The organism is Miltoncostaea oceani (genome assembly GCF_018141545.1).
Taxonomy (GTDB): Bacteria; Actinomycetota; Thermoleophilia; order Miltoncostaeales; family Miltoncostaeaceae; genus Miltoncostaea; species Miltoncostaea oceani.
The window spans coordinates 543,388-568,071 of the sequence record NZ_CP064357.1; the positions used below are offsets into that span (position 1 = coordinate 543,388).

Below are 24,684 nucleotides of genomic sequence, written 5' to 3' on the forward strand. Positions count from 1 at the left end.
CGCCGATCCGCCGGGCCGCGTGCCTCAGTCGCTCAGTCGCCGGTGGCCCCGCGCAGGATGGGCCACTGCCCAGCGCATCGATACAGTCGCTGGATGGCGAAGAGGATCTCGGTGTCCGTCTCCGATGGGACCGCGGGGCGTGCTCGGCAGTTGGCCGAGCGGGATTTCGGCGGGGACCTGTCCGCGTTGGTCGCCTTCCTGGTTGATCGAGAGGCGCGGCGGGTCGAGTCCCTGGATGCCGTCGCCGAGTGGGAAGCAGCGCACGGCGCGATCTCGCCGGCCGAGATCACCGCAGCGCGGATGCGTTGGATGCGGTAGCTCACGGCGCGACGGCGAGCTAGCCGTCGCGTTGCGCCGGGCGAGCGCCGCCTCCCGGCGCGGCGCGGCCGTTCAGGAGCCGCGGCCGCTACTCGGTGTCCCGGCGCCAGTGCCGCTTACTGGGGCGCCGTCAGGGGGATAGGCGTGGCGGCGTAGGTCACAGAGACGCTCACGGCAATCGTCGACGGCTTGTAGCAGCGGGTGACTCTGCGACGAGAGATTACCGGGCCGCGGCGTCCCTCGACACGCGGACCGCGGCGGACCGTGGTGACCTTCCCGCAGTACTGGTTCGGGCCGAATCGGCCGGTGGTGTAGAGGCCTCCGCCGAAGTAGCCAAATGGGCTCCCGGCGGGCTCCTCGATCGACTGGATCAAGCCGAGCTGCAGGCCCCCCACCTCGGCGAACCGCGTTAAGCGCCGAATTGTTGCCGCCTCGACCGCGAGTCGCGGCTGTATCCGAGGTTTGTGCGCACCAAGGGCTCCTTACCGGAGGAAATCTCCCCCCCCCAGTCTCGGAGAACGAGACAGGTGAGGCACGCCGTCCGAGGCTCGGGGATGCCCCCCGTACCCCCCAATCCGGTTGGAGTCGCCCCGGTTCGTGGATTCCCCGACCCCTGCGGGGAAAGGCCCCGTGGACCCCGTCCCGCTCTAAAGGGCCACCGAAGGAGTGGGCATCAACAAAGCCCCCCACCTCTCGGCAGTCTTGGTCTTCGCTATGCGGACTGGCCGAGCCCGGCAAGCCAGACGAAGCCGGCCTCAGAAGTCGAGATCGACGTCCGGCTCGGCCGGTCGCCGCACGCGGCGGCCGATGACAGCAGCCCTCGCGGCCCGGGCGTCGGCGGCGAGCCTCCGCTCGTCCCGGCCGAACAACGGGACGCCGACGAGAGCCGCCAGCTGGAACGCCGTCCCGATCGAGACGCCCGGATGGCCCCCCTCGACCTTCAGCACCGTGCCCTTGCTAACGCCTGCCCGTCGGGCGAGCTCAGCGGCGGTCCACCGACGCTCGGCGCGCGCTGCCCTCACCTGGGCGCCGAACAACTCGACGGCGTCCTGGACAACCTCCAACAAGACTCGATCGCCACTCATTCGGTTCAGAATAGCCACCCTTAGGCGACTTAGGGATCACTATCCTGAACCTCCGTGCCCTCGTGGCGCCCCTTCGCGGAGGCGAGGCAGCGGAATGGCGCCAAGCGACGGCTAGCCCGTTGCGACGGTCCTCAGCGCAGCCAACGCCTCCGGGCGGCGGTGATCTCGGCGGGCGAGATCTCACCGTGTACGGCTTCCCACTCAGCGACGGTGTCAAGGGACTCGACCCGCCGCGCCTCTCGATCGACCAGCCAGGCGACCAGTGCGGACACATTCCCGGAGAACTCGCGGTCCGCCAGGCGTCGAACCCGCTCGGCAGTCAGGTCGGGAACGGAGATGTAGAGCCTCCTCGCCACTCGATGACCGTAGCGCGGCCCGTCGCCAGGCGCCGCCATCCGCCAGCTCGAGACAGAGCTTGCCGTCTCGCGCGACGTCGACACTCCTTCCTCGGGCGGTCGAGACGGGGGGCAGCCTCGGGACCTAGCGGCCGCGGCCGCCGAACACTCGACCCAGCAGTCCCCGGCGCCGCTGCGGTGGATCGTCTGCGGCTGGTGATGGCGGCGGTCGCCTGATCTCCTCTGCGATGGGAGCGGGTGTCCCGGCCCCGGGCTGCGCCGCCACTCGATTCGATTTCGGCCCGCGGCCGCGGCGGCACGGCGTCGCGGAGCGCCTGCTCGATAGCGGACATTCACCACTCCACCTCCTGACGTCGTTGGTCTCACACGCTGACGCCGAAACCCGCGCCGGTCACGAGGCCGGTACGCGAAGTCGCAGACGGGGATTCACTGCCCAAGGGGACATCGAGAGTGAAACCATGGTTACACTCCGAGCAATGCGATGGGTGCTCATGACCTATCGGCTCCCCCGCGAGCCGTCCACGCCCCGGATCGCCCTCTGGCGGCGGCTGCGAAGGCTCGGGGCGCTCCAGATCCTCGACGGTCTCGTGGCTCTGCCCCTCGACGCCCAGACCCGCGAGCAACTCGAGTGGCTTGCGGATGGGGTGATCGAGGCAGGAGGGGAAGCGTCGGTTCTGCTCGCCGAGCCTACCTCGATCGCCGACGAGCGCCGGCTGGCCGAGCGGATGGCCGCATCGGTCGCGAAGGAGTACGTGCAGGTGGAGGCGGCCGCCGAGCGGGCGGCGGAGACCAAGGCCGGGCGCGTGCAGGCTGTGAGGCTGCTCCGGCGGCGCCTTCGCGACATACGCCGACGCGACCACTTCCCGCCCCCCGAGAGGGCGCGGGCCGAGCAGGCTGTCGAGCGCCTGGCGGTCGCGGCGGGGAGCGTCGTGTGAGGTGGGCTACGCGGGCGGCGTGTCACGTCGATCGTGTCGCCTGCGCGTGGCTGATCCGACGCTTCATCGACCCCGGTGCGACGTTCGTCTTCGTCGCCGGGCCGGACGAGGTGCCGCCCGATGCGACGCCGTTCGACATGCGCGGGGTCGATCTGTCGCACCACCGCGGCGACTGCAGCTTCGAGACGTTCCTGCGGCGCTACGACCTCGACGAGCCCGCGCTGTGGGACATCGCGCGCATCGTCCACGAGGCGGATCTCGCCGACGAGCGGTACGACGCCCCCGAGGCGCCGGGCCTCGACGCGCTGCTGCGCGGCCTCTCGCTCGTGGTCGCCGACGACGACCGGATGCTCGAGCTGTCGGGTCCGCTCTTCGACGGCCTCCTCGAGCTGCGCCGGCGCGCGCGCCTGCTGGACCCGCTCGCGTGAGCGACGAGATGGCGACCACGGGCCCCGGCTTCACCGATGCGCCGGCCACCCCAGGGGCGACCGCGAGCCCATCCCCGCCAGGCGAGCTGGAGGCTCTGCGCTTCTGGCTGAAGCTCGGCTGCGTCTCCTTCGGCGGCCCGGCGGGGCAGATCGCGATCATGCACGCCGAGCTCGTCGAACGGCGCGCATGGATCTCCGAGCGCCGTTTCCTGCATGCGCTCAACTTCTGCATGGCCCTGCCGGGCCCCGAGGCGCAGCAGCTCGCCTCCTACATCGGCCACTCGCTCCACGGCCTCCGGGGCGCCCTCGCGGCCGGCGGACTGTTCGTGCTCCCGTCCTTCGTCCTGCTGGTGGCGATGAGCGCCGTCTACGCCGCGTTCGGCGAGGTGGCGGCCGTCGCGGGGGTGGTGAGGGGCCTCGGTGCCGCGGTGGTCGCACTGATCCTGGCGGCCATCATCCGCATCGGCGGGCGGGTGATCCGCACCCCGGCGGCCGTCGGTCTGGCCGTCGCGGCCTTCCTCGCGTTCGTCGGGGGCATGCCGTTCGTCGCGCTCCTCGCGGTGGCCGCCGTCATCGGATGGCTCGCGGGACGCTGGTCGCCCGCCATCCTCGGGCAGGCCGTGCCCCATGGAGAGCCGGGTGGCCCCGCCGCGGTGTCCGTCGAGCCGGCGACCCCGCCGGTGCGCGCCCGATGGCGCCTCGCCCTCACGCTGGCCGCGTGGCTCGTCCCGGTCGCCGTCCTGCTGGCCATCGGGGGACTCGCCGCGGACCTCGCGGGGCTCTTCACGGTCGCGGCCCTCGTGACCTTCGGCGGCGCCTACGCGGTACTGCCGTTCGTCGCCGACCAGGCGGTCGAACGCTTCGGCTGGCTGTCACCCGAGGAGATGGTGGCGGGCCTCGCGCTCGGCGAGAGCACCCCCGGCCCGCTGATCATGGTGAACACCTTCGTGGGCTACATGGCCGGCTACAACGTCGGCGGCGGCCACTGGTGGGGCCTCGCCGGGGCGACGATCGCCACCTTCTGCACCTTCGCCCCATCCTTCGTGATCATCATGAACGGAGCGCCGCTGATCGACCGCGTCCACGGCGCGGGGGCCCTGACACACGCACTCACGGGGATCACGATCGCCGTGGTCGGGGTCATCGGCGGTCTGGCGGTCTTCGTCGGCGAGAACGTCCTGATCGTGGACGGCCGGCCCGACTGGCTCGTCGTCGGGCTCGCCGCCGCCGCGTTCCTGGCGGTCTGGCGGTTCCGGGTCGGCGTCCTACCGGTTGTCGGCGTCTGCGCCGTCGTCGGCCTGCTCTCCGGGGTACTCGGCTAGGGCGACGCCCGCTCGGCGGGAGCGGTGCGGACGATCGCCTCCCCGAAGAACTCCACCTCGTCGCGGAGGCGCTCGGCGACACGCTCGCTGATCCGATGCCCCTCGGCGACGTCGATCCCGCCATCGATCTCGGCGTCGATCTCCGCCCTGATCACGTGCCCCTGCCAACGAGCGCGGACACCCCGGAGGCCGTCGACACCCTCGGTCCCAGCGGCGATCCGGCGGATCTGCTCGCCCACGGCCGGGTCGACGCCGTCGAGCAGGCGTTCGCCGATGCTCTTCGACGCGTCCCAGACGATCTTCATGATGACCGCGCTGATCAGCAGGCCGACGACCGGGTCGGCGGCCGGCCAGCCGAGCGCCACCCCGATCGCCCCGGCGACGACCGCCAGCGACGTGAGCCCATCGGTCCGCGCGTGGTACCCGTCAGCGATCAGGGCCGCCGAGCCGATCTGACGGCCGACGCGGATGCGGAAGATCGCGACGGCCTCATTGCCCAGGAAGCCGATCACGCCCGCCAGCGCGACGGCCCAGAGCAACTGGACGTCCTGGGGATCGAACAGCCGGCGGATGGACTCGTAGGCGGCGAAGACGGCCGAGAAGAGGATCAGGCCGATGATCACCAGGCCTGCCAGGTCTTCGGAGCGGTGCAGGCCGAAGGGGAAGCGCGCGCTCGGGGGTCGCCGTGAGAGAACGAAGGCGATCGCGAGCGGCACGGCCGAGAGGGCGTCGCCGATGTTGTGGACGGTGTCCGCCAGGAGGGCGACCGAGCCCGTGACGACGACGATCACCACCTGGAGCGCGGCCGTCACGCCGAGCCCGACAACCGACCACTTCAGGGCCCAGAGGCCACGCTCCGACGAGGCGATCGCGGGGTCCACCGTCCCGTGGCGGTGCCCGTGATCGTGGTCGTGCCCGTGTCCATGCGGGTGGTCATCCGTGTGGTGACCGTGCCCCGCATGGCCGGACGCGGCTCTCTTGCGACGCCTGCGGCCGATCACGCGGAGGTCCGGCGGTGGGCGGGAGTCGCCGAGAGACCGAGCCGGGTGTGCTCGGTGTGGGAGACGGCCTGGTCGAGCAGCTCGGCGACGTGGTCGTCGTGGAGGGCGTAGACGACCGTCCGCCCTTCCCGGGCCCCGACGACGAGCCCGAGCAGGCGCAGCACCCTCAGCTGGTGCGACACGGCGGACTGCTCCATGCCGAGGTGGGCGGCGAGCTCGGTGACGGTGCAGTCCGACTCGCGGAGCCGGCCGAGGATCATCACGCGGCTTGGCGTGGCGAGCGCCTGCATGACCCGCGCGACATCCTCCGCGACGCCGTGGTCGATCGGCTGGCGCGCATGATCATCACGGTGCCCCATGAACCAAGACTACATGAACAGTCCTTCATACATGGTTTGTGGCGGTGGGTTCCCTTCTTCCAAGCGGCGGGCCGGCTCGACGAGGTCGCTCACGAGCACGACTGCGGCACGTCCGGCCGGGCATCCACAACCCTGAGCGCGGTCGCGACGATCAGATGAAGCGAACTCCAGATGAGGCGCTACGGTCCCGGCGGCTCAGGCCCGCAGCGAGTGGGCGGCGCGCGATCCGGGACCCGCCTGAACGGCTGGGGCGGCGGTCACCGTCACATCGGGCACGCCGGCCTGGCCGGTTCGCACATGCTCGAGATGGAAGACCGCCTGCGCCAGCAGGTCGGCGACGTGATCGTCGTGGAGCGCATAGATCATCTGCCGCCCTTGACGCTGCCGGGTCACCCAGCCCATGTGGCGCAGCATCCGCAGCTGGTGCGAGGTGGCCGACGGCGTGAGGCCCGCCGCCTCGGCGAGATCACCGACCGCGCAAGGCTCCTGGCAGAGGCGCCCGAGGATCAGGACACGGGCAGGGCTGGCGAGGATGATGAAGGAATCCGCGATCTCGGCCGCGTCGTCGGCGTTGATCGCGATCCGGGCCGTGCGGGAGATCTGATGACTCATGTCACGGCCGGGTGACAGTTGCGTCGGCGAGGCAACGCCGATCCGGGTACTGCCACCGCACGACTAGCTCGAAGCGCGCAGGACGCCCGGCTGGCTCTCAGCCACCAACCACGAGCAGTAGTCAACGCCCGTCATGGCTGGCCCGACACCCCCGCTCAGTCACGAAACGACCGGGTGTCTCAGGACGGCCGACCGGAAGAGGGCGCGCGCGCCGAACTGAGTGGGCTTCCGGCACCCCAGCCGAATCAGGGACCTGGCGCACCGCCAACCGATGCTCGAGACGCCGAGCGGATCCCCACGCCCTACTTATGGGGAGAGTTGCGCGCACTGTCCAGGAGGGGCAGTGCCCGAAAGCAGCGCGAAGCCGATCCGAGGACGTATCGCGCGGGCTTTCCCGGCCGTTCACCGGTCAGCGTCACCACCCCCCCCCCCGCCTCCCGGCTCTCGCTTCTCTATAGGCCCGACCGGATCCGTCAAAGGGTGTCGATCTGGGGTCACCATGTCGACCGCTTCAAGACGCGCACTCGGATTCACTCGCTGGACTCAAGCCGCCTGGTGGCGCGCCGGGGAAGGCGAGCGAGCTTGAGCCCCGAGGCCTCCCGTCCATCGCACGCGTACGCACTCACACGCCGCCAGCTTCCCGGCGGTCGCCGTCCACGTGTCACGTATCACCCTGCGGCTGTGACCGCTTGACATAGCGAACGCGCGCCAAGCACCCTTCCGTCATGCGCCTGCCCCGTCTGCGGACACTTCTCGCCGCCGCGCTCGCCAGCCTGGCTTTGGCGGCGCCCTCGGCCGTCGCCGGCTGGTACTACGCCGACGGGGCGGGGGCCTTCGGCACCCTGGCCAACGGCAACTACACCAGCGGCGGCGCGGCCGGCTACTGGACCTTTGGGCTCTTCGACAACGAGAACACGGGGGCCTCGAAGCAGTTCTTCCGAGTCCGTTACAGCGCGGGATGTGGCGGCACTTTGACCACCGTCCAGTGGAACTCCACCAACTACGGAAATCCCAAGAACTGGACGATACCTTTCAGCACCGGCGGTTGCAGCTACACCTACGGACGCAACGTGTCAGGCGGCAACGCTCGTCTTGCCGCAGGTCAGTTCCAATAGGGGAACTCGGATGAACTCCAATAGACGAGTAGGGATCATCGGCGTGGCCCTGGCGGCCGTCTTGGCCTCGGCTGGCCTTGCGGTGGCGCTGCAGGCTCATGACAGCTCCGGCCCGACGGGCGTCGCACCCGCCGCCTCGAGCCCGCCGCAGACTGTCGAGAGCCCGATCCCCGCCGGCGGATTCGCACATCCGCCTGCCGGTCCCGCAGTGGGTCCCCCGCCCTCGCCGTCGCCGCCGCAGCCAGCTGTCGCGATCGTTCTCGATGGGCGGGCTTTCACGGTTCCCGCCGTCGTGGAGAGGCTTCTGGACCTGGGCGGCGCCGAGCTGCTTGCAGCCGACGTCAACGGCCGGTCATATGTGGCCGCCGAGAGCGCCGACGCTCGTGGGACCTGCTTCATGGAGGTCCCGGCGGCACCCGATGCGGACCCGGTGATCGGGTGCGATGAGGAGGGTGCGCTCGCGGCCAAAGGCGGCTGGCTGGTCCATCACCAAGGACCGGTGTCCGGGACGCGCTCCGGGGTCTTCATCCTGCCCCCGGGAGAGGTCACGTTGCGGGCCACCGCCGGCGCGCGCACGCTGAGTCCCGGTGGGCGAGCGGTTGTGTTCAACGACCTGCCGATGGACGTCGAGGCCCTTCAGGTGACGACGGCCCGAGGAAGGACACTGAGCCCGACCTTCCCGTAGCGGATATTGCGCCTCCCGGGCTCCACGCAACGCCCAGCCGGCACTCGGCCAGTGGACGACGTCCGTCCTGGCTGGTCCGACACCAACCCGCGCTCAGTCACGAAACCACTGGGTGCCCTGGAACGCTGTCTCCAGAGAGGCCACGTGGGCGCCCAACCGAGGGGGCTTTCGGCGCCGGACGCACTTGACGACCTCAAGGGTGCCGTGACCGGCGAGTAGCGTTCTACCGGCTTCCTGCGGCTCGTGAGAGGCCGCAGGAAGCACGCTCCGGTCGGGAAGTGCGACACCTGGACGGTCAGTCGTCAGGTGAGTGATCGGCGCGGCCATAGACCCCCATGGTCGTCACGAGCCCGCCGAAGCAGCAGAGCTGCAGGCTCTACTCGTACCCAGAGACCATCATCGAACCCACGTCACGTACCAGCGCCCGTCGACAGTTCCAACATGAGGCGCTGATACTCCCACGAGAAGGTCACGGCCATCGTCCGGAGCGGGGGGGGGACCTCGCGGATGGCTGTGCGCCACACACGCTCGGGCAGAGGAACGACGGAGCCTTCTGATGCGCTCGACGGTGGCAACCCATTGCAGCACCTCGAAGGACTGATCCGGCGCGATCCTCACCATTCGCCGACGGGGGCGGGCCGGCGCTCGAGTCCGGCCTTCCACTCGCCTCGCGTGGATCCAGTGGGGCTCGCTCGAGACAGCCCGGTCCTCGGCACCGCGCGAGGCACGCTCAGCGGATACGTCCTCCGCGAGGTCGCGCTGACGGTCGCTGCGGGCACGCCGATCGGCGCTTTAGCGATGCAGGTTTTTGCCATATAGATCAAAACTTTGTATCGTCAACGCGTGGCCTTGGGACATGCCGAGACGATCGAGTGCTTCCACCTGGGATTCCTCGCGGTCCTGCGCACCCGTCTGGATGAGGGCCGCTACGTCCTCAAGGGCGGCGCGAACCTGCGCTACTTCTTCTCCAGCGTCCGCTACTCCGAGGACATCGATCTCGACATCAGCGGGGTCGAGGGCTGGAGGATCGAGGAGCAGGTCGACAAGGTGCTCGCCTCGGACGCCCTCGGGATCGTGCTCCGCGCCGCGGGTGTGAGCGTCGTGCTGGAGGACGTGAGCAAGCCCAAGCAGACCAAGACCACCCGGCGTTGGAAGATCCCCGTCGCCGGTGCGGGCGTGCGGGAGCCGGTGCGCACGAAGGTCGAGTTCAGCAACCGCAACGGGGAGACCCGGTTCAGGCTGGAGGCCGTCCCCGGCGAGATCGTGCGGCGATACGCGATGCGCCCGCCCTCTGTGCAGCACTATCTGCTGCAGCCGGCGACCGAGCAGAAGGTCTACGCCCTCGCCGGGCGCCCCGAGACCCAGGCGCGAGATGTCTTCGACCTCGACCTGCTGTTCGGCCGAGCGCCGCTGGCGGATGACGCCGTCGAACCGCATGTCCGGACGGCCGCCGCGGAAGCCGCCCTCGCCCTGCCCTACGAGGCATTCGAGGACCAGGTTCTGCCGTTCCTCGACCCTGCGGTGGCCGACCTCTACGACAGGAACGCCTGGAACCAGATGCTCGAGCACGTCGTCGAGGAGCTACTCCGATGAACGCGACCCAAGCTCACGGGCAGCTGCGCGCCTTCAGGCGTCCGATCATCGAGACGCGTGAGGCAGCTGCGCTCCTACGAACCTCCCTGAGCAACGCCTCACGCCTGTTGCGGGCGATGTCGCAGGCAGGTCTGGTCCGCCGGGTCCGGCAGGGCCTCTGGGCGCTCGATCCCGAGATCTCCCCCGTCGTCGCGGCCCCCTACATCACCTCCCCATACCCGGCCTACGTCTCGCTGTGGTCCGCCCTCGCCCACCACGACATGATCGAGCAGATCCCCGCCAGGGTCTATGTGGCCTCGCTGCACCGGACCCAGCAGATCCCCAGCGGCCTCGGGCACTACTCCATCCACCACCTCGCGTCCGAGGTCTTCGGGGGATTTGAAGGTGATCCCGAGGGCGGCTACATGGCAACCGCCGAGAAAGCCGTGTTCGACACGCTCTACGTCCGAGCTCCCCGCGGCGGACGCGTCCACTTCCCAGAGCTGTCCCTACCCGAAGACTTCCGCCACGACGACCTTCGCGGGTGGGCCGCACGCATCCCGACCCCTCGGCTTCGCACGATCGTGCAGCGAAGTATCGAGCAGACACTGGGGCTCGCCGCAGTCCCCTGACCGTGGCACGCCCCGCGCCACAGAGCCGGCAGCGGCGAGGGACCACGGCCAAGGCGCCCCGTGCGCGGGAGAAGAACCCATCCCGCGAACGCACGAGCAAGCGTCGCCCCACGCTCACATCCACTCCAAGCGAGCAGGAGTCCCGCCCCCGCCGTCTCCGCGACGCCGAGAGCCCCTCAAGCAGCCGCGCGTAACGGCTCGTCACTCCCAACAGGCCCTCAGGCGGCGAGCCCCCGAACACCCCCCCCTCTATCGACACCAGACCCGAAATGCCTGGGGAACGGACACGGCTCCTCCGTGCCAGGGTGCTTGGACCGGGTGTCAGTTGCGTCGGCGAGGCACCGACGATCCGGGTCCAAAACCGCACGACGACGCTAGGACGGATCCCCGCTGACGCGAGCGACGTCATCGAGGCTCTTGTCCATCAGATGGGCGGCTGCTGCCAGATCGCCGCCGCGAAGGGCGGCTCGGGCACGATCGATCCCTTGCTCGAGTCGGTCAGCGTGCCGCGCCACGAACTCTTCAACTGCGACATCCACGACCTGGGCCCCCAGAGAACTCAAGCTCGCCTGGTGGCGAGGCGGGGGAGGCGCTGGCGTCCGGGCCGGACCGAGGAAGCGAGGGGGCACGCCCGTGCCGGCACTGCTCAGGGTCGGTGCGGGTGCGGTGCCCAGAACGGGCGTCCAATGGGCCTGGGGGCGGCCCCGGGCCGTATCCCGCGCGGGCTCTCTCCATCACCCCGCTGACCGTGGCCTATCGGCGCGCCTGCTTGAAGGCTGCCACCTGCTCGGCGGCCTCCGTCAGTACTTCCGTCGTGGGTGGCCACGCACCCGTCTCCGGCCCGCCAACGGGTGGCCTGCTGGTTTCAGCACCTGCCAGGTAGGTGGTCTCCGCTAAACCGACCCGTATGAAGGCGCGGTCTGCTCTGATGAGGGCCCACTCGACGGCGTCTTCCACGCGCTCGAATCCGGACTGCTCAGCTACAAGCTGGTCGTCATCCTCGACATGTGCAAAGAAGCTCCGTTCTCGTTCAAAGTCGTGAACATCCTCTGCTACCCAACCAGTCCTCATTGATCCTCCCGCCCTACGTGGTGCGGTACCCTGCGCCTCCAGGCCATCCTCGCCGAGATCGAGGAGGAACGCCGCCATCTGGGCCGTGGTCTCCTGCCCGAAGGTCTTCCTCAGCCTGCGCCCTGTCGGCATCCGGGCGGCCCGGTGCGGGCTTCTGCCGGTCCTGGTTTTCTTGCTGGTGGCCGGCTGCTCAGGCGGATCCAAGTCAGCGGAAACAACGACGGCGGGCGTGGCGCGCGAGGGGCCGGCGCTCACGGACTGGACGGTGGTCCTCGACGACGTCCGTCTGATGCCAGCGGGCATCGGCATGGCGCTTCACCCGACGCGTGAGCCGATCATCGTCGCGGCGACCTCCCGGGTGCCCCTGGAGGTCTGCCCGGCCGACTCGATGGGCCGGCCCTCTGCCCCTCAGCGGTCATCGTTCGGGCGTCGCTGGACAGCGTGTCTGCCTCTCGACTCCCAGCCCGTGGAACTCCCGGTGACCGACGGCCTCTCCCATGTCGGGCTTCGCGTCCGCCCGATCGAGCGCGGCAGCGTAGGCCTCAGCCAGATCAGGGTGAGATGGACATGCCAGGACACCTACTTCGTCCTGGACGAACCCACGGGGGCGCTCCAGCCGCCGTCGCCTCGCTGCGGCTCCGCGCCGAAGGAGGGGAGGTAGTCGAGTAGCCGCGATCGGGATGCGGCCTCGATGCAGACCATGAAGCGACACGCCCGTCGCGGCAGACCCTCGCCACCGGCGAGCGTGACGTCAGCCGACGGGGTCCGGCCCGCAGAGCCGGCAGTCCATCGGAGGCACACCGCTCACGCCGGCCCCCGCGCGCCGCGCGTGCGCCGGACCACGAGTCCAGCAGCTGAGGAACGAGTGCATGTCCCGAGCTTGGCCCTCTGGCCTCGGTGGCGGTCACCTTGCCCCACCTCCAACGGTGCTCAAGACCGTCAGCGACGACGCTCTGGGTTTCTCCCGACGCCCGAGGCGGCCTCGAGCCCCTCGCGCTATCGATGCCATGCGACCCGGAGACGGACCCGGCGGATCCGCCAACGGAGTCCCTCGGGGCCGTGCACACGGCCGTCCTGATGGTCGACGGCTTCGAATTGAGCCAGCGAAGCAGCGTTGCGCGCGGCCATAAAGAATGAAACGAGCGCATGCTCCAGTTTGCTTTTTTATTGGGTTCGCGGGCCATACGAAGTCCGACATGCGACGCTCGGACCGGCTCCGCGCGGCGGCCAGACGCGCCCCTGGCGTGCCCCACAGCACCACGACCGGGCATGCCCGCAGTGCGGCTCAACGGGCACCCGAGTCCACGGCGGGCCCGGAGTCGCAGGGACTCCGGCTTCCTGCTGACGCGACTTCCGGGAGACGAACGGACCGTCGGCGACACGACTCGTGGGAACTGCTGTGGAAGCTCTGGCGTTTCATCGTCCGCGGCAGGCTGGTGGAGGAAGCGAACCGAAGCTGACTGTCAGGGAGAATCGACGAAACTGGAGGGGGGTCGCTTCGCTCGCACTGCACCGCAAGCTCGCCGCGCCTCGGCTACGGCAGATCTGTCGTCGGCGGACCAATAGAGTCAGAAGACGTCATCGCACCCGCTGAGGGGGTCGAGGTTGGCCGACGGCTTAGGCTCGAATGAGGTTAGGCCGCGACGCGGGCGCCCTCTCGACCCTCGGGTAAAGGGCCGCGTCATGAGTGCGGCACGCCAAGTTGTCGGGCAGCACGGACTCGCGGGCTCGTCGATCCAGATGATCGCCGACCGAGCCGGGATCAGCAGACCGACCGTCTACCGTCGATGGCGAAACCTTGAGGCCGTCGTTGTCGCCGCGATCGCGGATCTCGAAGAGGAGTTGCAGCCGACCCTGAAGGACCCCCCGAACGGGGACCTGCCGATGGCTGCCGCCACGGCATACCAGTTCCTCGTCACCGGGCCCCGAGCCGGCTTCCTTCGGGCGGTCCTCGAGACATCGACACGAGAACCACCAACTGAAGCTGCGCTCCAACAGTCGGTGCTGTCCCCAATGACGCTGTACCTCGAGGCCGCAGCGGCGGGTGTGCCGCAAGACGACGGCGGCGCGACGGCTGCCGAGATGGCTCGGGCGGTCATGGATCGTCTGCTGCTTCGAATGGCCCAAGGCCAATCCGACCGAGACGCCGGCTCGATCGCGTCCACAGTGACCCTCATCCAAACGACCTACACCGGTCGGTCCACGTCCGAGCGGGCAGTAGAGCCGACATAGAGCGGCAACGACTGGGCTGTCGCCAACGGGTCCAGCGCGCTTGTTGCAGATCTGGAACAGGACTCACAGGATTGGGTCGGCTATCGCGAACCGACGAAGAGCGCAGCGACCTGGAACTAGTGGCGCAGCTACTCGATGCGTCCTCAGGCGACCTCCAACGCGCACTCGATCGGGCAGCCTTAAGACCAAGCGAGACCAGAACGAGCGCGAGCGAAGGCTCGCCAGCCGGATCGCGCGGCACCCGTCGGGCATCGGCGCCCTTGGCGTCCAACCAGGTTCAGCGGACACTGCGCCGATCGACCGCCAGAACACCCGCTTCGGCCATGATCCTCCTGCCGAGCAGTCAGTCGTCGAGGAACCACCCGGACGGAGCGATCTCCGCCCCGAGGCGGGGCGCGTACTGGCCGAGGAAGACCCGGCTCACGAGCTCTCGCCGGCTGCTCACGCCGGACTTCTCGAACACCGACTTCAGGTGGTCCTGGACGGTGTAGGCCGAGAGGTGCAGCGTGGCGGCGATCTGTGTGGTGCCGATGCCCTGAAGCACCAGGCCGATGACGTCGCGTTCCCTGCCGGTGAGGGCGAACGCGGCGGCGACGAGGGGCAGGATCTCCGGCGGGCGGGCGTCCTCGATGGTGACGACGACGTCCCCGGTCGCGCCGCCCGGGCTCGAGAGCGGTGACGCGTGGAGCACCAGCCACCGGCCGCTGGGCAGATGGACCCGGCCCCGGGGCAGGGCGTCGGTGAGGCCCGCGCCGTAGCGACGCGCGCCGGCGACGAGCGCCCCGAGCACGGCCTGTGGCGTGACGGTGTGGCCGCGCAGGCCGAGCTCGTCGAGCCGGGCCTGGGCGCCGGCGCTGAGTTGGCTGATCTCGTCGTCGGCGCCGACGACGATCACCGCCGGGCCGGTCACCGCGGAGGACGGGGCGAGCGTCAGCCGGGCGAGGATCCCCGCCCGCAGCCCCGTCGCCAGCGCCTCGGACAGAGACGCGACGAACGCGACGTCCTCGGCGTCGAACGGCTGCTCGCCGAACAGGGCGATCCCTCCCCACGCGCGACCGGACACGCGGGCGACGAGCCGCAGCTCGTCGGCGCAGTCGAGGTTCGGGAGGATCAGGTCGCGCATGCGCGCCGATCGCCGGACGTCGCCGCCGGTCGCGTGGTGCACACCCGCGGCGGGCACGTCGGCATGGGCCAACTCGGTGAAGCTCGTAGGCTCGACCTGGCCGTACTCGACGAGCCCCCACTGCTCGTCGAACTCGTCGCGTCCCTCGATGTCACCGTACTTGAAGCCCCCGGTGAGCAGGTTCGTCGCCGGGTCGAGGGTCGCCACACAGCTCGCGCAGGAGGGCATCGCCCGCTGCAGGGACGCGGTGAACTCGGCGCAGAAGGTAACGATGTCCATCCCGCCGCGGGCGAGGACCTCGACATCGCGACGTACGCGTTCGGCGGTCAGCTCGCGTCCCACGTGCGCAGTATGGGGGCGCCCGGCGGCGCGGGACACCCCCAGATGTCTGGGGGGTGGCGGCAGCGGGGGATCTGGGATTGCCCGGACCCCGCGCGCCGGGGAGGCTCGCAGCCATGCCGACCGCTGCCCGAACGCTCCCACACCCCGCGCCCACCGGCGCCTCCGCCGACGACCGTGTCCGACCCCTGGGCGCCGCGTGCGCCGCGGGCGGACTGCTCGGAGTCCTCATCACCACCGTCCAGGTCATCCACGCGACGTCGTCGTCGACGCCGGACGATCTCTGGCGATCCCCGTGGTCGTCCGGTGCCTTTATCGTCGTCGGCCTGCTGTGGTGCGTCTCCCACGCGCTCGTCCTCGCGGGGCTCGTCGGCCTGCGGCGCAGCGGACACGGCGGCCCGGGCCGAGCGGCCGCCGCCGGGGCGGCCCTCGCGATCGCCGGGACGTCACTGATCCTCGTCGGTGAGATCGCCGGCATGACGATCGGCGACCGTTCCGAGGACTCGGGTGCCGCCGGGGCCGTCGCGGCCGTCTACGGGGTGGGGACGCTCCTGGCCGTGATCGGCCTCGCCCTCCTCGGGCGCGAGGTCCTGCGCACCGGATCGTGGACCGGCTGGCGCCGCGGGATCCCGCTCGCGTTGGCCGGGTGGGGGATCATGCTCCTCTGGCTCCCCCTCACCCCGCTAGCGCCGGTCGGCAGCCTCGTGATCGACGCGTTGTTCGTCGCCCTCGGCGTCGCGCTCTACACGCAGCCCTCACCCGTTCGCTCCGAGCAGGGGTGAACCGGCAGCCCTGACGGATCGATCCGATCAACGTACGAGGTCGCGCTCCCGGGGCCGCGGGCGACCTCCTCCGTAGACAATCAACTCAAACACGTGGGCGTTGTGCTCCTCGCCGAACCCGCGCCGTGAACGTGGCTCCGCTCCTCCAGAAGCGTCCGCGGAACGCGCCCCACTCTGGGTCACCGCCCTGTCGCTATAGGCTCGGCGCCCGAGTGACGATCCCGACCGCATGCCCCTCCTCCCACTGATCCCCAACGCCCGCGCGGCCACCCGGCCCGCGACCGTGGCGGGTGCGGCCACCGGGCCCCCGGGGACGGTGCTGGTGTTGTGGTGCGGACACCGGCCCGGCCCCTGGGCCGTGCGCAGCCTGCGCGCCGCCGGCCACCGGGTGATCGCGGCGCACCCGCGCGACGACCCGGGCGGGCGCTCCACCACCGTCCTGTCGCCCCGCTGGTACCCGCCGGCCGTCGCCGACCCGCCCGCGTTCCTGGCCTGGGTGCGGGAGACCTGCCTCCTCGAGGGCGTCGACGTGATCCTGCCGCTCGACGAGGACGTCGTGCGCCTGCTCGCCGAGAACCCCCTCGGCCTGACGCGCACGGTGGTGGCCGGCCCCGACGCCCGCCAGTTCCGCATGCTCTGCGACAAGCTCGAGCTCGCCGACACCGCCGCCCTCGCGGGCGCCGACCACCCCGCGAGCGTCGAGGTCGGCATCGACGGCCCCGCCGGCCCCTGGCCGGACCTGCCGTCGATCGTCAAGCCGCGCACCTCCCTCTCGGACGCCGCCGCCGCCCCCGTCGTCGCCGTGCGCACCGTCGAGGAGCGCGACGCCGCCATCGCCCACCTGCGCGTCTCCGGCCTCGACGCCGTCGTGCAGGAGCAGATCATCGGCCGCCCCTGGGTCCTCCACTGCGTGCGCGACGCCACGGGCACCGTCGGCATGGTCGCGGCCCGGGTCGAGACCACCTATCCGCGGATCGTCGGCACCAGCTCCGTCTCGACCGTCGTCCCGATCCCGCCCGACCTGGAACGCCACGCCGCGCGCCTGCTCGACGTCGCCGGCTACGTCGGCCCGTGCTGCATGAACCTGCTGGAGCGCGACGGCCGCTACTGGTTCCACGACATCAACCTGCGCCTCGCGGCGTCCGTCGGCGCGTCCGTCTCCGCCGGCTTCGACCTGCCGCGCCTCGGCGTGGAGGCCGCCCTCGGGAGGATGGTCCTGCCCGTCGGCGCCCGGATGCGGTCCATCACCTACGTCCCCCTCGAGGGGGAGCGGTCCGCGCTGCGCGACGCCCTCGCCGGGCGGATCGGCGACGCGCCACGGGCCCTTGCGGGGCGCATCGCCCGCGCCGCCGTCGCCCGCGACCACCAGCTCGACCCGCCGCTCCGCGACCCCCAGTGGGCGTTCGACCGGGTGGCGGCGCTCCTGCGGCGTGGCCTGCGGGCCCTCCGCCTCTAGGCCGCCCCCGAGGACCCCCCGGCCAGCCACTCCTGCAGGGTGAGGTGGCGCGGCGAGTGCCGACCGCCCGCGAGCTCGCCCCGGATCTCGCCGACCCCGCTGGAGACAGTCGTCCGCCCTGAAACGACTCCAGAGACTGCGCCGCGCCCACCCGACGGACTCCCCGGGCCCGTCGGTGCACACCGTCTGCTTCGGACTTCAACCGCCCGGGTAGCGGCAGGCTGATGGCACGAGGTCACCATGACCGAAGTCGGCGAGACCACCAACGCGCCTCGGGCGGCTAGGTCGGAGCCCGCAGGCGACGCCTATCCGATCGACGTGCGGGCGAGGCCGCCCATCAAGACGGGCGCGCATCAGCCGGCCCGTTCGACGCCGAGGCGGACGGCGAGAACCCGTGACGTGCCTCGCGTCGAAGCCGGCGCCGCCCTCTTTCTGGTTTCGCGGAACGACACCAAGGAAATTCTGAATGTCCAGCAGGGTCGAGGAGGCAACCTCGATCGAACGCCACGCCCGAGGACTTGGAGTAGACATGTCGATGGACGCTGCCGCCGCCGGACCGCACGGGGACGCTTCTCCGCGCGTTCGCGTTCGCGGGACCCGGCTTCACTCGGCCGGCCCCTTCCCCGATGAATCAATGGTTGGGGGGAGTCGGCGATCCGCAGACTCGCCCGCTGCCGTCTCTTGGTCGGAGGTGGCGGCGTGAAGGCCCTCGTCTACAACGGTGCGCGCGACGTCGTCGTCAAGGACGTCCCGGACGCCCGGATCGAAGCCGCCAACGATGTCCTGGTCAAGGTCACGAGCACCAACATCTGCGGTTCGGACCTCCACATCTACGAGGGCCGCACCGACATGGAGGACGGCCGGATCATCGGCCACGAGAACCTCGGTGAAGTGATCGAGGTAGGCCCGGGCGTGGTGAAGGTAAAGGTCGGCGACATGGTCTGCCTGCCGTTCAACATCGGCTGCGGCTTCTGCCGCAACTGCGAACGCGGCCTCACCGGTTTCTGCCTCAGCGTCAACCCCGGCATGGCGGGGGGCGCATACGGCTACCCGATGATGGGTCCGTACGAAGGCGGCCAAGCCGAACTGCTGCGCGTCCCGTTTGGGGACTTCAACTGCCTGAAGCTCCCAGAGGACGCACGCGAGAAGGAAGCTGACTACGCGCTCCTGTCGGACATCTGGCCCACCGGATGGCACGGCACCGAGCTCGCCGGGGTCGCGCCGGGCGATTCGGTCGTCATCTTCGGCGGCGGCCCCGTCGGTCTGATGGCCGCATTGTCCGCCAAGGTCAAGGGCGCGGAGCAGATCATGTTGGTCGATCGCCAGAAGGATCGTCTGAAGCTGGCCGAGGAGATCGGTGTGACGGCGATCGACGACACCGATGGCGAGCACGTCGAGAAGATCCTGGAGCTGACCCGCGGCGAAGGCGCCGCATGCGGCGTTGAGGCGGTCGGCTGGCAGGCCCACGACCCCCAGGGCCACGAAGTCCCGAACGCCACGATGAACGACCTGGTGGCGTCGGTTCGTGCGACGGGAGGGATCGGCGTCGTCGGCGTCTTCGTCCCCGAGGACCCGAAGGCGGAGGACGAGTTGATGCAGAAGGGGCAGATCGCGTTCGACTTCGGCCAGTTCTTCACCAAGGGACAGAGGATGGGCACCGGGCAGGCGAACGTGAAGCAGTACAACCGCCAGCTCCGCGACCTCATCCACGCCGGCAGGGCTACGCCGTCGTGGATCGTCAGCCACCACCTCCACCTCGATGAGGCGCCCGGTGCGTACGCCCACTTCGACGCCCGCGATGACGGTTGGACGAAAGTCATCCTGCATCCCGACGGGGCGACCACCTGATTCAGGATCGCCGAGGGAACCGCGCCGAGGCCACTGGTGCTCGGCGCGGTTTCCCAGGACGCCGGCCACCGGGGTCGCGCCCCCAACAGGGCATAGTCCCCACGGTGACGCGGCAGTGCTTCCCGAGGAGATCCACCTCGACCGGCCGGACCCACCCGCCGCTACCGGGCTCCACATTCCCAGTGGAACGCTTGCGAGGCCCCTCCCCGCATAGGACGCTTTGCTGGTTCAACCGGCAGCCGGTATCCCACCGTTGATCGAGGGCGCGCAGGCGAGGGCCGTGGCGATGGAAACTCTCGCCGGTGTGGACGGTGGGCGATACTTGATGCGTGAGTAGCCTCGAGGGACCCGATCCGGCCGGCGTCGAGCGCATCCGGACGGCCCGTCAGCGCCTCCTCACCGTCCTCATCGTCATCACCTGCCTCGTCGCCGTCGTCGTCACGGCCGGGGTCCTGGTCTCTCGCCAGATCAACAGGGAGGCGACGAACCGCTTCGTCGAGGACGCGATCCCGCTGCAGGCAAGCGTCGACCGGCTCGTACTCGGTGTCGTCGAGGAGCAGAGCGGCGTCCGCGGCTACATCATCTCGGGCGATCCAGGGGAACTGGTCAACGCCCAGGAGGGTCGGCAGGCGACGCAATCGGAGCTGCGCTACATCTCCGGTCACCTCGCCGGCCACCCCGACCTGGCTGCCCTGGTGGAGCGTGTGCGTCCCCAGATCAGGCTGCTGCAGTCCTATTTCGATGACCAGAGTGCGTTGGTAGCCTCGGGCCGCGCCGACGCAGCCGCTCAGCGCCTCGTCATCGGGGTCGCCCTCGCCGCACGGTTCCGGACGACGGCGGATGAGATGGTGGCCGACACGGAGGAGTTCGTCCGCGACGCGAAAGCGGCGCAGGACTCACGCTCGAATCTCCTGACGCTGCTGCTGGTCACAGTGGGTGGGTGCGCCCTCTTGCTCGTCGGGGTGGTCACAGCCGTCGTCCCCCGCGGGGCGGCTCGCCTGCTCGGCGACCTCGAAGGCGAACGCGCCGCCGCCGACCGGGCGGAGGCACGGACCGCGGTCCTCCAGGAACTGACCGCAGCCCTCGCGGTCGCCCCGACGGTCTCCGACGTCGCCCAAGTCGTCCTCGAACAGGGCCTCGTTGCCACAGGGGCATCCGCCGGCTCCGTCGCAATGGTCAGCCCGGGGGGGGACTCGCTCAGGACCGTTGGCCTCGCGGGTTACCCGGAGGAGATCGTCGGCGCCTTCGGGGAATACCCCTTGAACGCGGCGCTTCCCGCCCCTGACTGCATCCGGGAGGGCCCGATCTTCATGAGCGACTCCGCGGCGGTCGTCGCCCGCTACCCCGACCTCGAGCGATTCCACCGCGATACCGGACACGAGGCAGTCGCGTCGCTTCCGCTGTGCGTGGAAGGCCGGCCGATCGGTGGCCTCACGCTGAGTTACCCCGACGCCCAGAGGTTCGGTGAGGCGGACCGTGCCTTCCTGAGGGCCGTGACCGACCTGTCTGCGCAGACCCTTGATCGAGCCCGCCTCTACGACAACGAGCGCCGCGACGCCGAACGCCAGCATTTCCTCGCCGAGGCAGGGGTGCTGCTGACGAGCTCACTCGACGCCCGCGCAACCCTCGCCGCACTGACGAGACTCGCTGTTCCACGACTCGCGGACTGGTGCAGCGTCAGCCTCCCCGCCCACGACTCCATCGACACGGTGGCTGTAGCCCATAAGGATCCCGCCCGGATCGCCCTCGTCGAGGATCTCGTGACTCGCTTCCCTGCCCAGCCGTCGGACGAGACAGGGGCGGCGGCGGTGCTCCGCACCGGGCTGCCGGAGTTCACCCCCGTAATCACGGATGCCCTGGTCGATGCGGCCATCCCCGACGAGGAGCTGCGTTCCCTGGTCAAGGGGCTGGGGCTCATCTCAGCGATGACGGTCCCGATCACAGCCCGCGGCCGCACGTTGGGTGTCCTGTCCCTCGCCAGCTCGGAATCCGGGCGTCACTTCGACGCGGAGGACCTGTCGTTCGCCCAGGACGTCGCGGGCCGCGCCGGGTTGGCGATCGACAACGTACTGCTCTACCAGCGGGCGCAGCACATCGCGACGACCCTTCAGAACAGCCTCCTTCCATCCAGACTCCCCACCATCCCGGGGGTGGACGTCGCCGCACGGTTCCGCGCGGCGGGTGAGGGCGTCGAGGTTGGAGGCGATTTCTATGACCTCTTCGCCCTGCCTGGCGACTCGGGATGGGCGGCCGTGCTCGGCGACGTCTGCGGGAAAGGCCCCGAGGCCGCCTCCCTCACGGCCCTGGCGCGCTACACCGTGCGCGCCGAAGCCGACGCCCCCGGCCCGGCGGAGGTCCTGTCGCGCGTGAATCAGGCGATCATCTCCCAACGTGGCGACGGTCGCTTCCTCACGATGGCGTGCGTCTGGATGCACCACGACACCACCGGCCTCCGCGCCAGGATCGGACGAGGTGGCCACACGCCCTCACTGGTCGTCCGCTCCGACAGACGGGTCGAGGCACTCGCACCGCCGGGGACGCTGGTCGGCGTCTTCCCGGGTGCGGAGTTCGAAGAAACGGACTTCGCGCTCGCCGCAGGCGACTGCCTCGTCCTCTACAGCGACGGTGTCACCGAGTCCCGCTCTCCGTCAGGCGAGTTCTTCGGCACGGAGCGCCTCATTCACCTCCTTCGCACGGCCTCCTGGGCGTCTGCCGCCGACCTCGCCGAGCGCATCGAATCGGCTTGCCACTCCTTCGGGAACGGTCGGATAGCCGACGATCTCGCCCTCCTGGTCATCTCCGTGAGCCCTTCGTAGTTCCCTGACGGCGCTCCGAGGAGACGAACGCGTAGGGCTGATCCCCGTCGGCGTCGATCTCACAGCCCGAAGATGTATCCCAGCCGCCGGCCTCCCAAACCGCCTGTGGCGATGGTGGTTCATCACGGCGGCCTGACGCCCACCAACGCCAACGAGCAGCCGCAGAGCTTCAGGGGAGGCCGGTTCCTCAGGTGGGAAGGGAGCGCCGCGTTATCGGGAAACAAAGGCGGACGCCGAGCGGGAGCTGGCCGCAGCGATCGCGCTGCTGAAGCTGCGCCAGCTCGCCGAGCCCTCAAGCCGCGGGTGGAGCGCCTTCCGCGTTCGCAACTCGCCCAGACGATGCCGTCGGGCGTCAGGGGGGCCCACCGCGAGCTCAGCCTAATGCGTCGTGAGTCTCCGTGGAGCGCGCAGGGGCCTGGGCTGACGCCCCGAGGGCCGTCTGCGGCCGATCGCTGCTTCCAGGCTTGTCTGCAACCGGGGGGCTCTCTGCAACCGGGGCGCTTTCGGCAACCTGCTCGGTAGTCAGAGATCCCTTGAGCTCCCGTATCTCGCGTCCCACGGTGCGTGCGATCCCAGGGAGGCGGGACGGTCCGAAGACCAGGAGGGCGATCACGACTACGATCATGATCTGAACCGGGGAGATGTTGACCACCGAAATGCCCTTTCGGTTGTGACGCGGACGGAGCTTCGTCGAGAGCCACGGGACAAGACGACAGACCCACTCAGGAAGTCGCGTCCTATCGTTTGTTCGTAGCACGCCAAAGACCGGTTCACCGGGACGGGTCCCGCGGGCCTGGCTGACCGCCCAAGCCAGCCCCCTCGCCGCGCCGCGGCTCCCTTGGGCGACCGCGACGCTCGGGAGGGCCAACAGGGCGCCGCCACCGCGCCATCTCGGTCGACCGTATCCAAGTTGAAGGTGTGACTCTCCACGTCCGTCTCCCGTGACCGCCGGCCGCCAGTCGGCCGGATGCCGCTCAATACCCCTCGCCAAGACTCCGGCGCTCGCCCACCGGGTCCTTCTCCAAACCGGCAACCGAGCCGCACTCGGACTACTTCATCCAGTCCTCCTCCCCTGCCGTTTCCCGCTCGCTCAGAGGTGGATCCAATACGGGACCCGGAGGGAGGCCCCGCGAGGGAGATTTCCCGGATCGGGAACTCCGAGGTCGGTGTCCGTCGGCGGGGGGCTTGACCGCGGCGGGCTACCGCAGGGAACTCAAGGGGCGTCGCCAGCTCTTCGGCTCGCCAATGTGTCCCGTGACGCGACCTGCTCCATAGCGGTACGTGCGGGGAGCGACGACACCTGGTTGTGGCCCGGGTGCCGCCGCTCGACCACGGCATCCGGCGGCTTGCCCTCGCCGGCGCGCCTCCAACCTACCCACCGCACGTCCCCAGAAACCGGAGCGACCCAGCGCCATCGAGCCGGCCCGGACGTCCACACCAGCCGCCGCCCAATCCATCGCAGAGGCGGGGGGAGCACCGCGGTAGTGGACCGCGAGCAGTGCGCAGTCGTCGCGAGCGTCGCGGGGCCCCCCGTTCCGACTCAGCGACCCGGCCGGATCATCGTCGGGGCGGCGGACTGCCCTCGCGATTTCGTCGAGGCCTCGTCGATACTTCGGCGACGACCCCGTGGCCCGCGCACCGGCCGCCCCCGCGCGCCCCGCGGGCGGCGATGGAGCTCGAGCCGGCCAACCCGCCGGCGCGGCACGCGGTCGGCGTGGGGGTCCGCACCCTGCGGCGCGCACCCGACGGTCAGCGGCCCCCGGGGCCGTCCCCGCCGGGGTCCTGATCCGGGGGCCGGATGATCAGGGTGCGGTTGCGCACCTCGATCTCCCCGGACTCCGCCAGCCGGCCGAGCGCGATCGTCACCGACTCGCGGACCGCGCCGACCATGTTCGCCAGCTCCTGGTGGGTGAGCCGCAGGTCCAGGCGGATGCCGTCGGGCGTCACGCGGCCCCACCGCTCGGCGAGCTGGCGCAGCTTCAGCAGCAGGCGGCGCTCCACCCGCGGCTCCAGGGCGATCGCCACGGCCAGCTCGCGCTCGGCGATCTGGGCGCTCAGCAGGCGGACCATGTTCGCGGCGAGCGCCGGGTCGGTCATCCAGGCCTCCATGCGGGCGCGGTCCACCAGGTGGACGGTGGAGTCCTCGATCGCGAAGCAGCGCACCTGCGGCGCGGAGGCGGCCCACGGCTCCAGGGGCCGCACGAGCAGGTCGCCCTGCTCCAGCATCCCGATGGTGCGCTCCCGCTCCTCGGGCGCGATCACCGCGAGCGCGAGGCGCCCGTCGCCGACGACGCAGCAGAGCGCCCCGGTCGCGGCGACGTCCAGCTCCCCGCCCGCCGCGATCCGCACGGCGCGGAGCCCGTCGACCGCGGCCGCCAGCACCTCGTCGTCGAGCCCGGCGAACAGGTCGATCGTGGAGAGGTCGGACACGGAGGGCCATACGGTAGCTGCTGGGCGCGTGCACCCATCAGACACGGCAGGCGCCTGGGCTTCCCGCTCGCCTCGGCCGGTTGAGTGCCGTCATCTCATCGGCCTGGTGCTCACCCACCCGCAGGGCGTGCAGACGAGGCCCACCCGCCTCGCCCGCACCGCGCCCT

Annotated in this window: 22 protein-coding genes; 13 read left to right on the top strand and 9 right to left on the bottom strand. The window is 70.4% G+C overall.

All coding sequences use genetic code 11. The features are described from left to right. Positions 1–93: 93 nt before the first annotated feature. Positions 94–318: a hypothetical protein gene (locus tag IU369_RS21600; RefSeq protein WP_217924512.1), complete on the top strand. Its 225-nt coding sequence runs from the start codon at positions 94–96 to the stop codon at positions 316–318. A 755-nt stretch (positions 319–1,073) separates the two neighbouring features. Here the strand turns inward: IU369_RS21600 and IU369_RS21605 are convergent. Together IU369_RS21605 and IU369_RS21610 are read right to left on the bottom strand one after the other, a co-directional pair. After that, positions 1,074–1,421 carry a helix-turn-helix transcriptional regulator gene (locus tag IU369_RS21605; RefSeq protein WP_246551603.1) on the bottom strand — a complete coding sequence of 116 codons (348 nt, stop codon included), beginning with the start codon at positions 1,419–1,421 and terminating at the stop codon, positions 1,074–1,076. Between the two features lie 113 nt (positions 1,422–1,534). Next, a complete protein-coding gene (locus tag IU369_RS21610) occupies positions 1,535–1,759 on the bottom strand; it encodes a hypothetical protein (RefSeq protein ID WP_217924513.1) in 225 nt (74 codons plus the stop codon). A 476-nt stretch (positions 1,760–2,235) separates the two neighbouring features. Between IU369_RS21610 and IU369_RS21615 the strand changes: the two genes are divergently transcribed. From IU369_RS21615 to chrA, 3 genes are read left to right on the top strand one after another with little or no spacing between them, the layout of a single operon-like run. Next, positions 2,236–2,694, top strand: coding sequence for a Chromate resistance protein ChrB (locus IU369_RS21615; protein ID WP_246551605.1), 459 nt, complete (start codon positions 2,236–2,238; stop codon positions 2,692–2,694). Beyond that, positions 2,691–3,122 carry a chromate resistance protein ChrB domain-containing protein gene (locus tag IU369_RS21620; RefSeq protein WP_217924515.1) on the top strand — a complete coding sequence of 144 codons (432 nt, stop codon included), beginning with the start codon at positions 2,691–2,693 and terminating at the stop codon, positions 3,120–3,122. Before IU369_RS21615 ends, IU369_RS21620 begins: the two co-directional genes overlap by 4 nt. Positions 3,123–3,130: 8 nt before the next feature. Beyond that, positions 3,131–4,444, top strand: a complete 1,314-nt coding sequence (gene chrA, locus IU369_RS21625; RefSeq protein WP_217925179.1) for a chromate efflux transporter — start codon at positions 3,131–3,133, stop codon at positions 4,442–4,444. Here chrA and IU369_RS21630 read toward each other — a convergent pair. The 3 genes from IU369_RS21630 to IU369_RS21640 all read right to left on the bottom strand — a co-directional run bounded on the left by IU369_RS21630 (position 4,441) and on the right by IU369_RS21640 (position 6,416). Continuing rightward, complete coding sequence (locus IU369_RS21630; RefSeq protein ID WP_246551609.1) at positions 4,441–5,325, bottom strand: cation diffusion facilitator family transporter; 885 nt, start codon at positions 5,323–5,325, stop codon at positions 4,441–4,443. The two genes, chrA and IU369_RS21630, sit on opposite strands and share 4 nt — an antisense overlap. A gap of 116 nt (positions 5,326–5,441) precedes the next feature. Then, positions 5,442–5,804, bottom strand: a complete 363-nt coding sequence (locus IU369_RS21635) for an ArsR/SmtB family transcription factor (protein WP_217924516.1) — start codon at positions 5,802–5,804, stop codon at positions 5,442–5,444. Between the two features lie 195 nt (positions 5,805–5,999). Next, entirely contained in the window at positions 6,000–6,416 is a 417-nt protein-coding gene (locus IU369_RS21640) for an ArsR/SmtB family transcription factor (RefSeq protein WP_217924517.1), read from the bottom strand. Between the two features lie 725 nt (positions 6,417–7,141). Here IU369_RS21640 and IU369_RS21645 point away from each other — a divergent pair. The 4 genes from IU369_RS21645 (at position 7,142) to IU369_RS21660 (ending at position 10,420) form a co-directional block, all read left to right on the top strand. Then, positions 7,142–7,531, top strand: coding sequence for a hypothetical protein (locus IU369_RS21645; RefSeq protein WP_217924518.1), 390 nt, complete (start codon positions 7,142–7,144; stop codon positions 7,529–7,531). A 292-nt stretch (positions 7,532–7,823) separates the two neighbouring features. After that, the gene (locus IU369_RS21650) at positions 7,824–8,216 is read left to right on the top strand and encodes a hypothetical protein (RefSeq protein WP_217924519.1); all 393 of its coding nucleotides are present in this window, start codon (positions 7,824–7,826) and stop codon (positions 8,214–8,216) included. 843 nt (positions 8,217–9,059) lie between these two features. After that, positions 9,060–9,809, top strand: a complete 750-nt coding sequence (locus IU369_RS21655) for a nucleotidyl transferase AbiEii/AbiGii toxin family protein (RefSeq protein ID WP_217924520.1) — start codon at positions 9,060–9,062, stop codon at positions 9,807–9,809. Next, positions 9,806–10,420, top strand: a complete 615-nt coding sequence (locus tag IU369_RS21660) for a type IV toxin-antitoxin system AbiEi family antitoxin domain-containing protein (RefSeq protein WP_217924521.1) — start codon at positions 9,806–9,808, stop codon at positions 10,418–10,420. Before IU369_RS21655 ends, IU369_RS21660 begins: the two co-directional genes overlap by 4 nt. 753 nt (positions 10,421–11,173) lie before the next feature. On the opposite strand, the gene IU369_RS21665 is transcribed toward IU369_RS21660, so the two are convergent. Continuing rightward, complete coding sequence (locus IU369_RS21665; RefSeq protein ID WP_217924522.1) at positions 11,174–11,569, bottom strand: hypothetical protein; 396 nt, start codon at positions 11,567–11,569, stop codon at positions 11,174–11,176. Between the two features lie 1,605 nt (positions 11,570–13,174). Here IU369_RS21665 and IU369_RS21670 point away from each other — a divergent pair. Then, positions 13,175–13,723 carry a TetR/AcrR family transcriptional regulator gene (locus tag IU369_RS21670; protein ID WP_217924523.1) on the top strand — a complete coding sequence of 183 codons (549 nt, stop codon included), beginning with the start codon at positions 13,175–13,177 and terminating at the stop codon, positions 13,721–13,723. Between the two features lie 343 nt (positions 13,724–14,066). On the opposite strand, the gene IU369_RS21675 is transcribed toward IU369_RS21670, so the two are convergent. After that, positions 14,067–15,188: a response regulator transcription factor gene (locus IU369_RS21675; RefSeq protein WP_217924524.1), complete on the bottom strand. Its 1,122-nt coding sequence runs from the start codon at positions 15,186–15,188 to the stop codon at positions 14,067–14,069. 113 nt (positions 15,189–15,301) lie between these two features. Here IU369_RS21675 and IU369_RS21680 point away from each other — a divergent pair, with 113 nt between their 5' ends. The 4 genes from IU369_RS21680 to IU369_RS21695 all read left to right on the top strand — a co-directional run bounded on the left by IU369_RS21680 (position 15,302) and on the right by IU369_RS21695 (position 22,087). Then, complete coding sequence (locus IU369_RS21680; protein WP_217924525.1) at positions 15,302–15,967, top strand: early set domain-containing protein; 666 nt, start codon at positions 15,302–15,304, stop codon at positions 15,965–15,967. 229 nt (positions 15,968–16,196) lie between these two features. Next, positions 16,197–17,423, top strand: a complete 1,227-nt coding sequence (locus IU369_RS21685; protein ID WP_217924526.1) for an ATP-grasp domain-containing protein — start codon at positions 16,197–16,199, stop codon at positions 17,421–17,423. Between the two features lie 699 nt (positions 17,424–18,122). Continuing rightward, entirely contained in the window at positions 18,123–19,271 is a 1,149-nt protein-coding gene (locus IU369_RS21690) for a glutathione-independent formaldehyde dehydrogenase (RefSeq protein WP_217924527.1), read from the top strand. Positions 19,272–19,600: 329 nt separating this feature from the next. Next, positions 19,601–22,087: a SpoIIE family protein phosphatase gene (locus IU369_RS21695; protein WP_217924528.1), complete on the top strand. Its 2,487-nt coding sequence runs from the start codon at positions 19,601–19,603 to the stop codon at positions 22,085–22,087. Between the two features lie 373 nt (positions 22,088–22,460). Here IU369_RS21695 and IU369_RS23910 read toward each other — a convergent pair whose 3' ends face one another. Together IU369_RS23910 and IU369_RS21705 are read right to left on the bottom strand one after the other, a co-directional pair. Then, the gene (locus IU369_RS23910; protein ID WP_425516845.1) at positions 22,461–22,844 is read right to left on the bottom strand and encodes a Sec-independent protein translocase subunit TatA/TatB; all 384 of its coding nucleotides are present in this window, start codon (positions 22,842–22,844) and stop codon (positions 22,461–22,463) included. A 992-nt stretch (positions 22,845–23,836) separates the two neighbouring features. Then, positions 23,837–24,517 (bottom strand): Crp/Fnr family transcriptional regulator, encoded by a 681-nt coding sequence (locus IU369_RS21705; RefSeq protein ID WP_217924530.1) that lies wholly within the window; start codon positions 24,515–24,517, stop codon positions 23,837–23,839. Between the last annotated feature and the right edge of the window lie 167 nt (positions 24,518–24,684).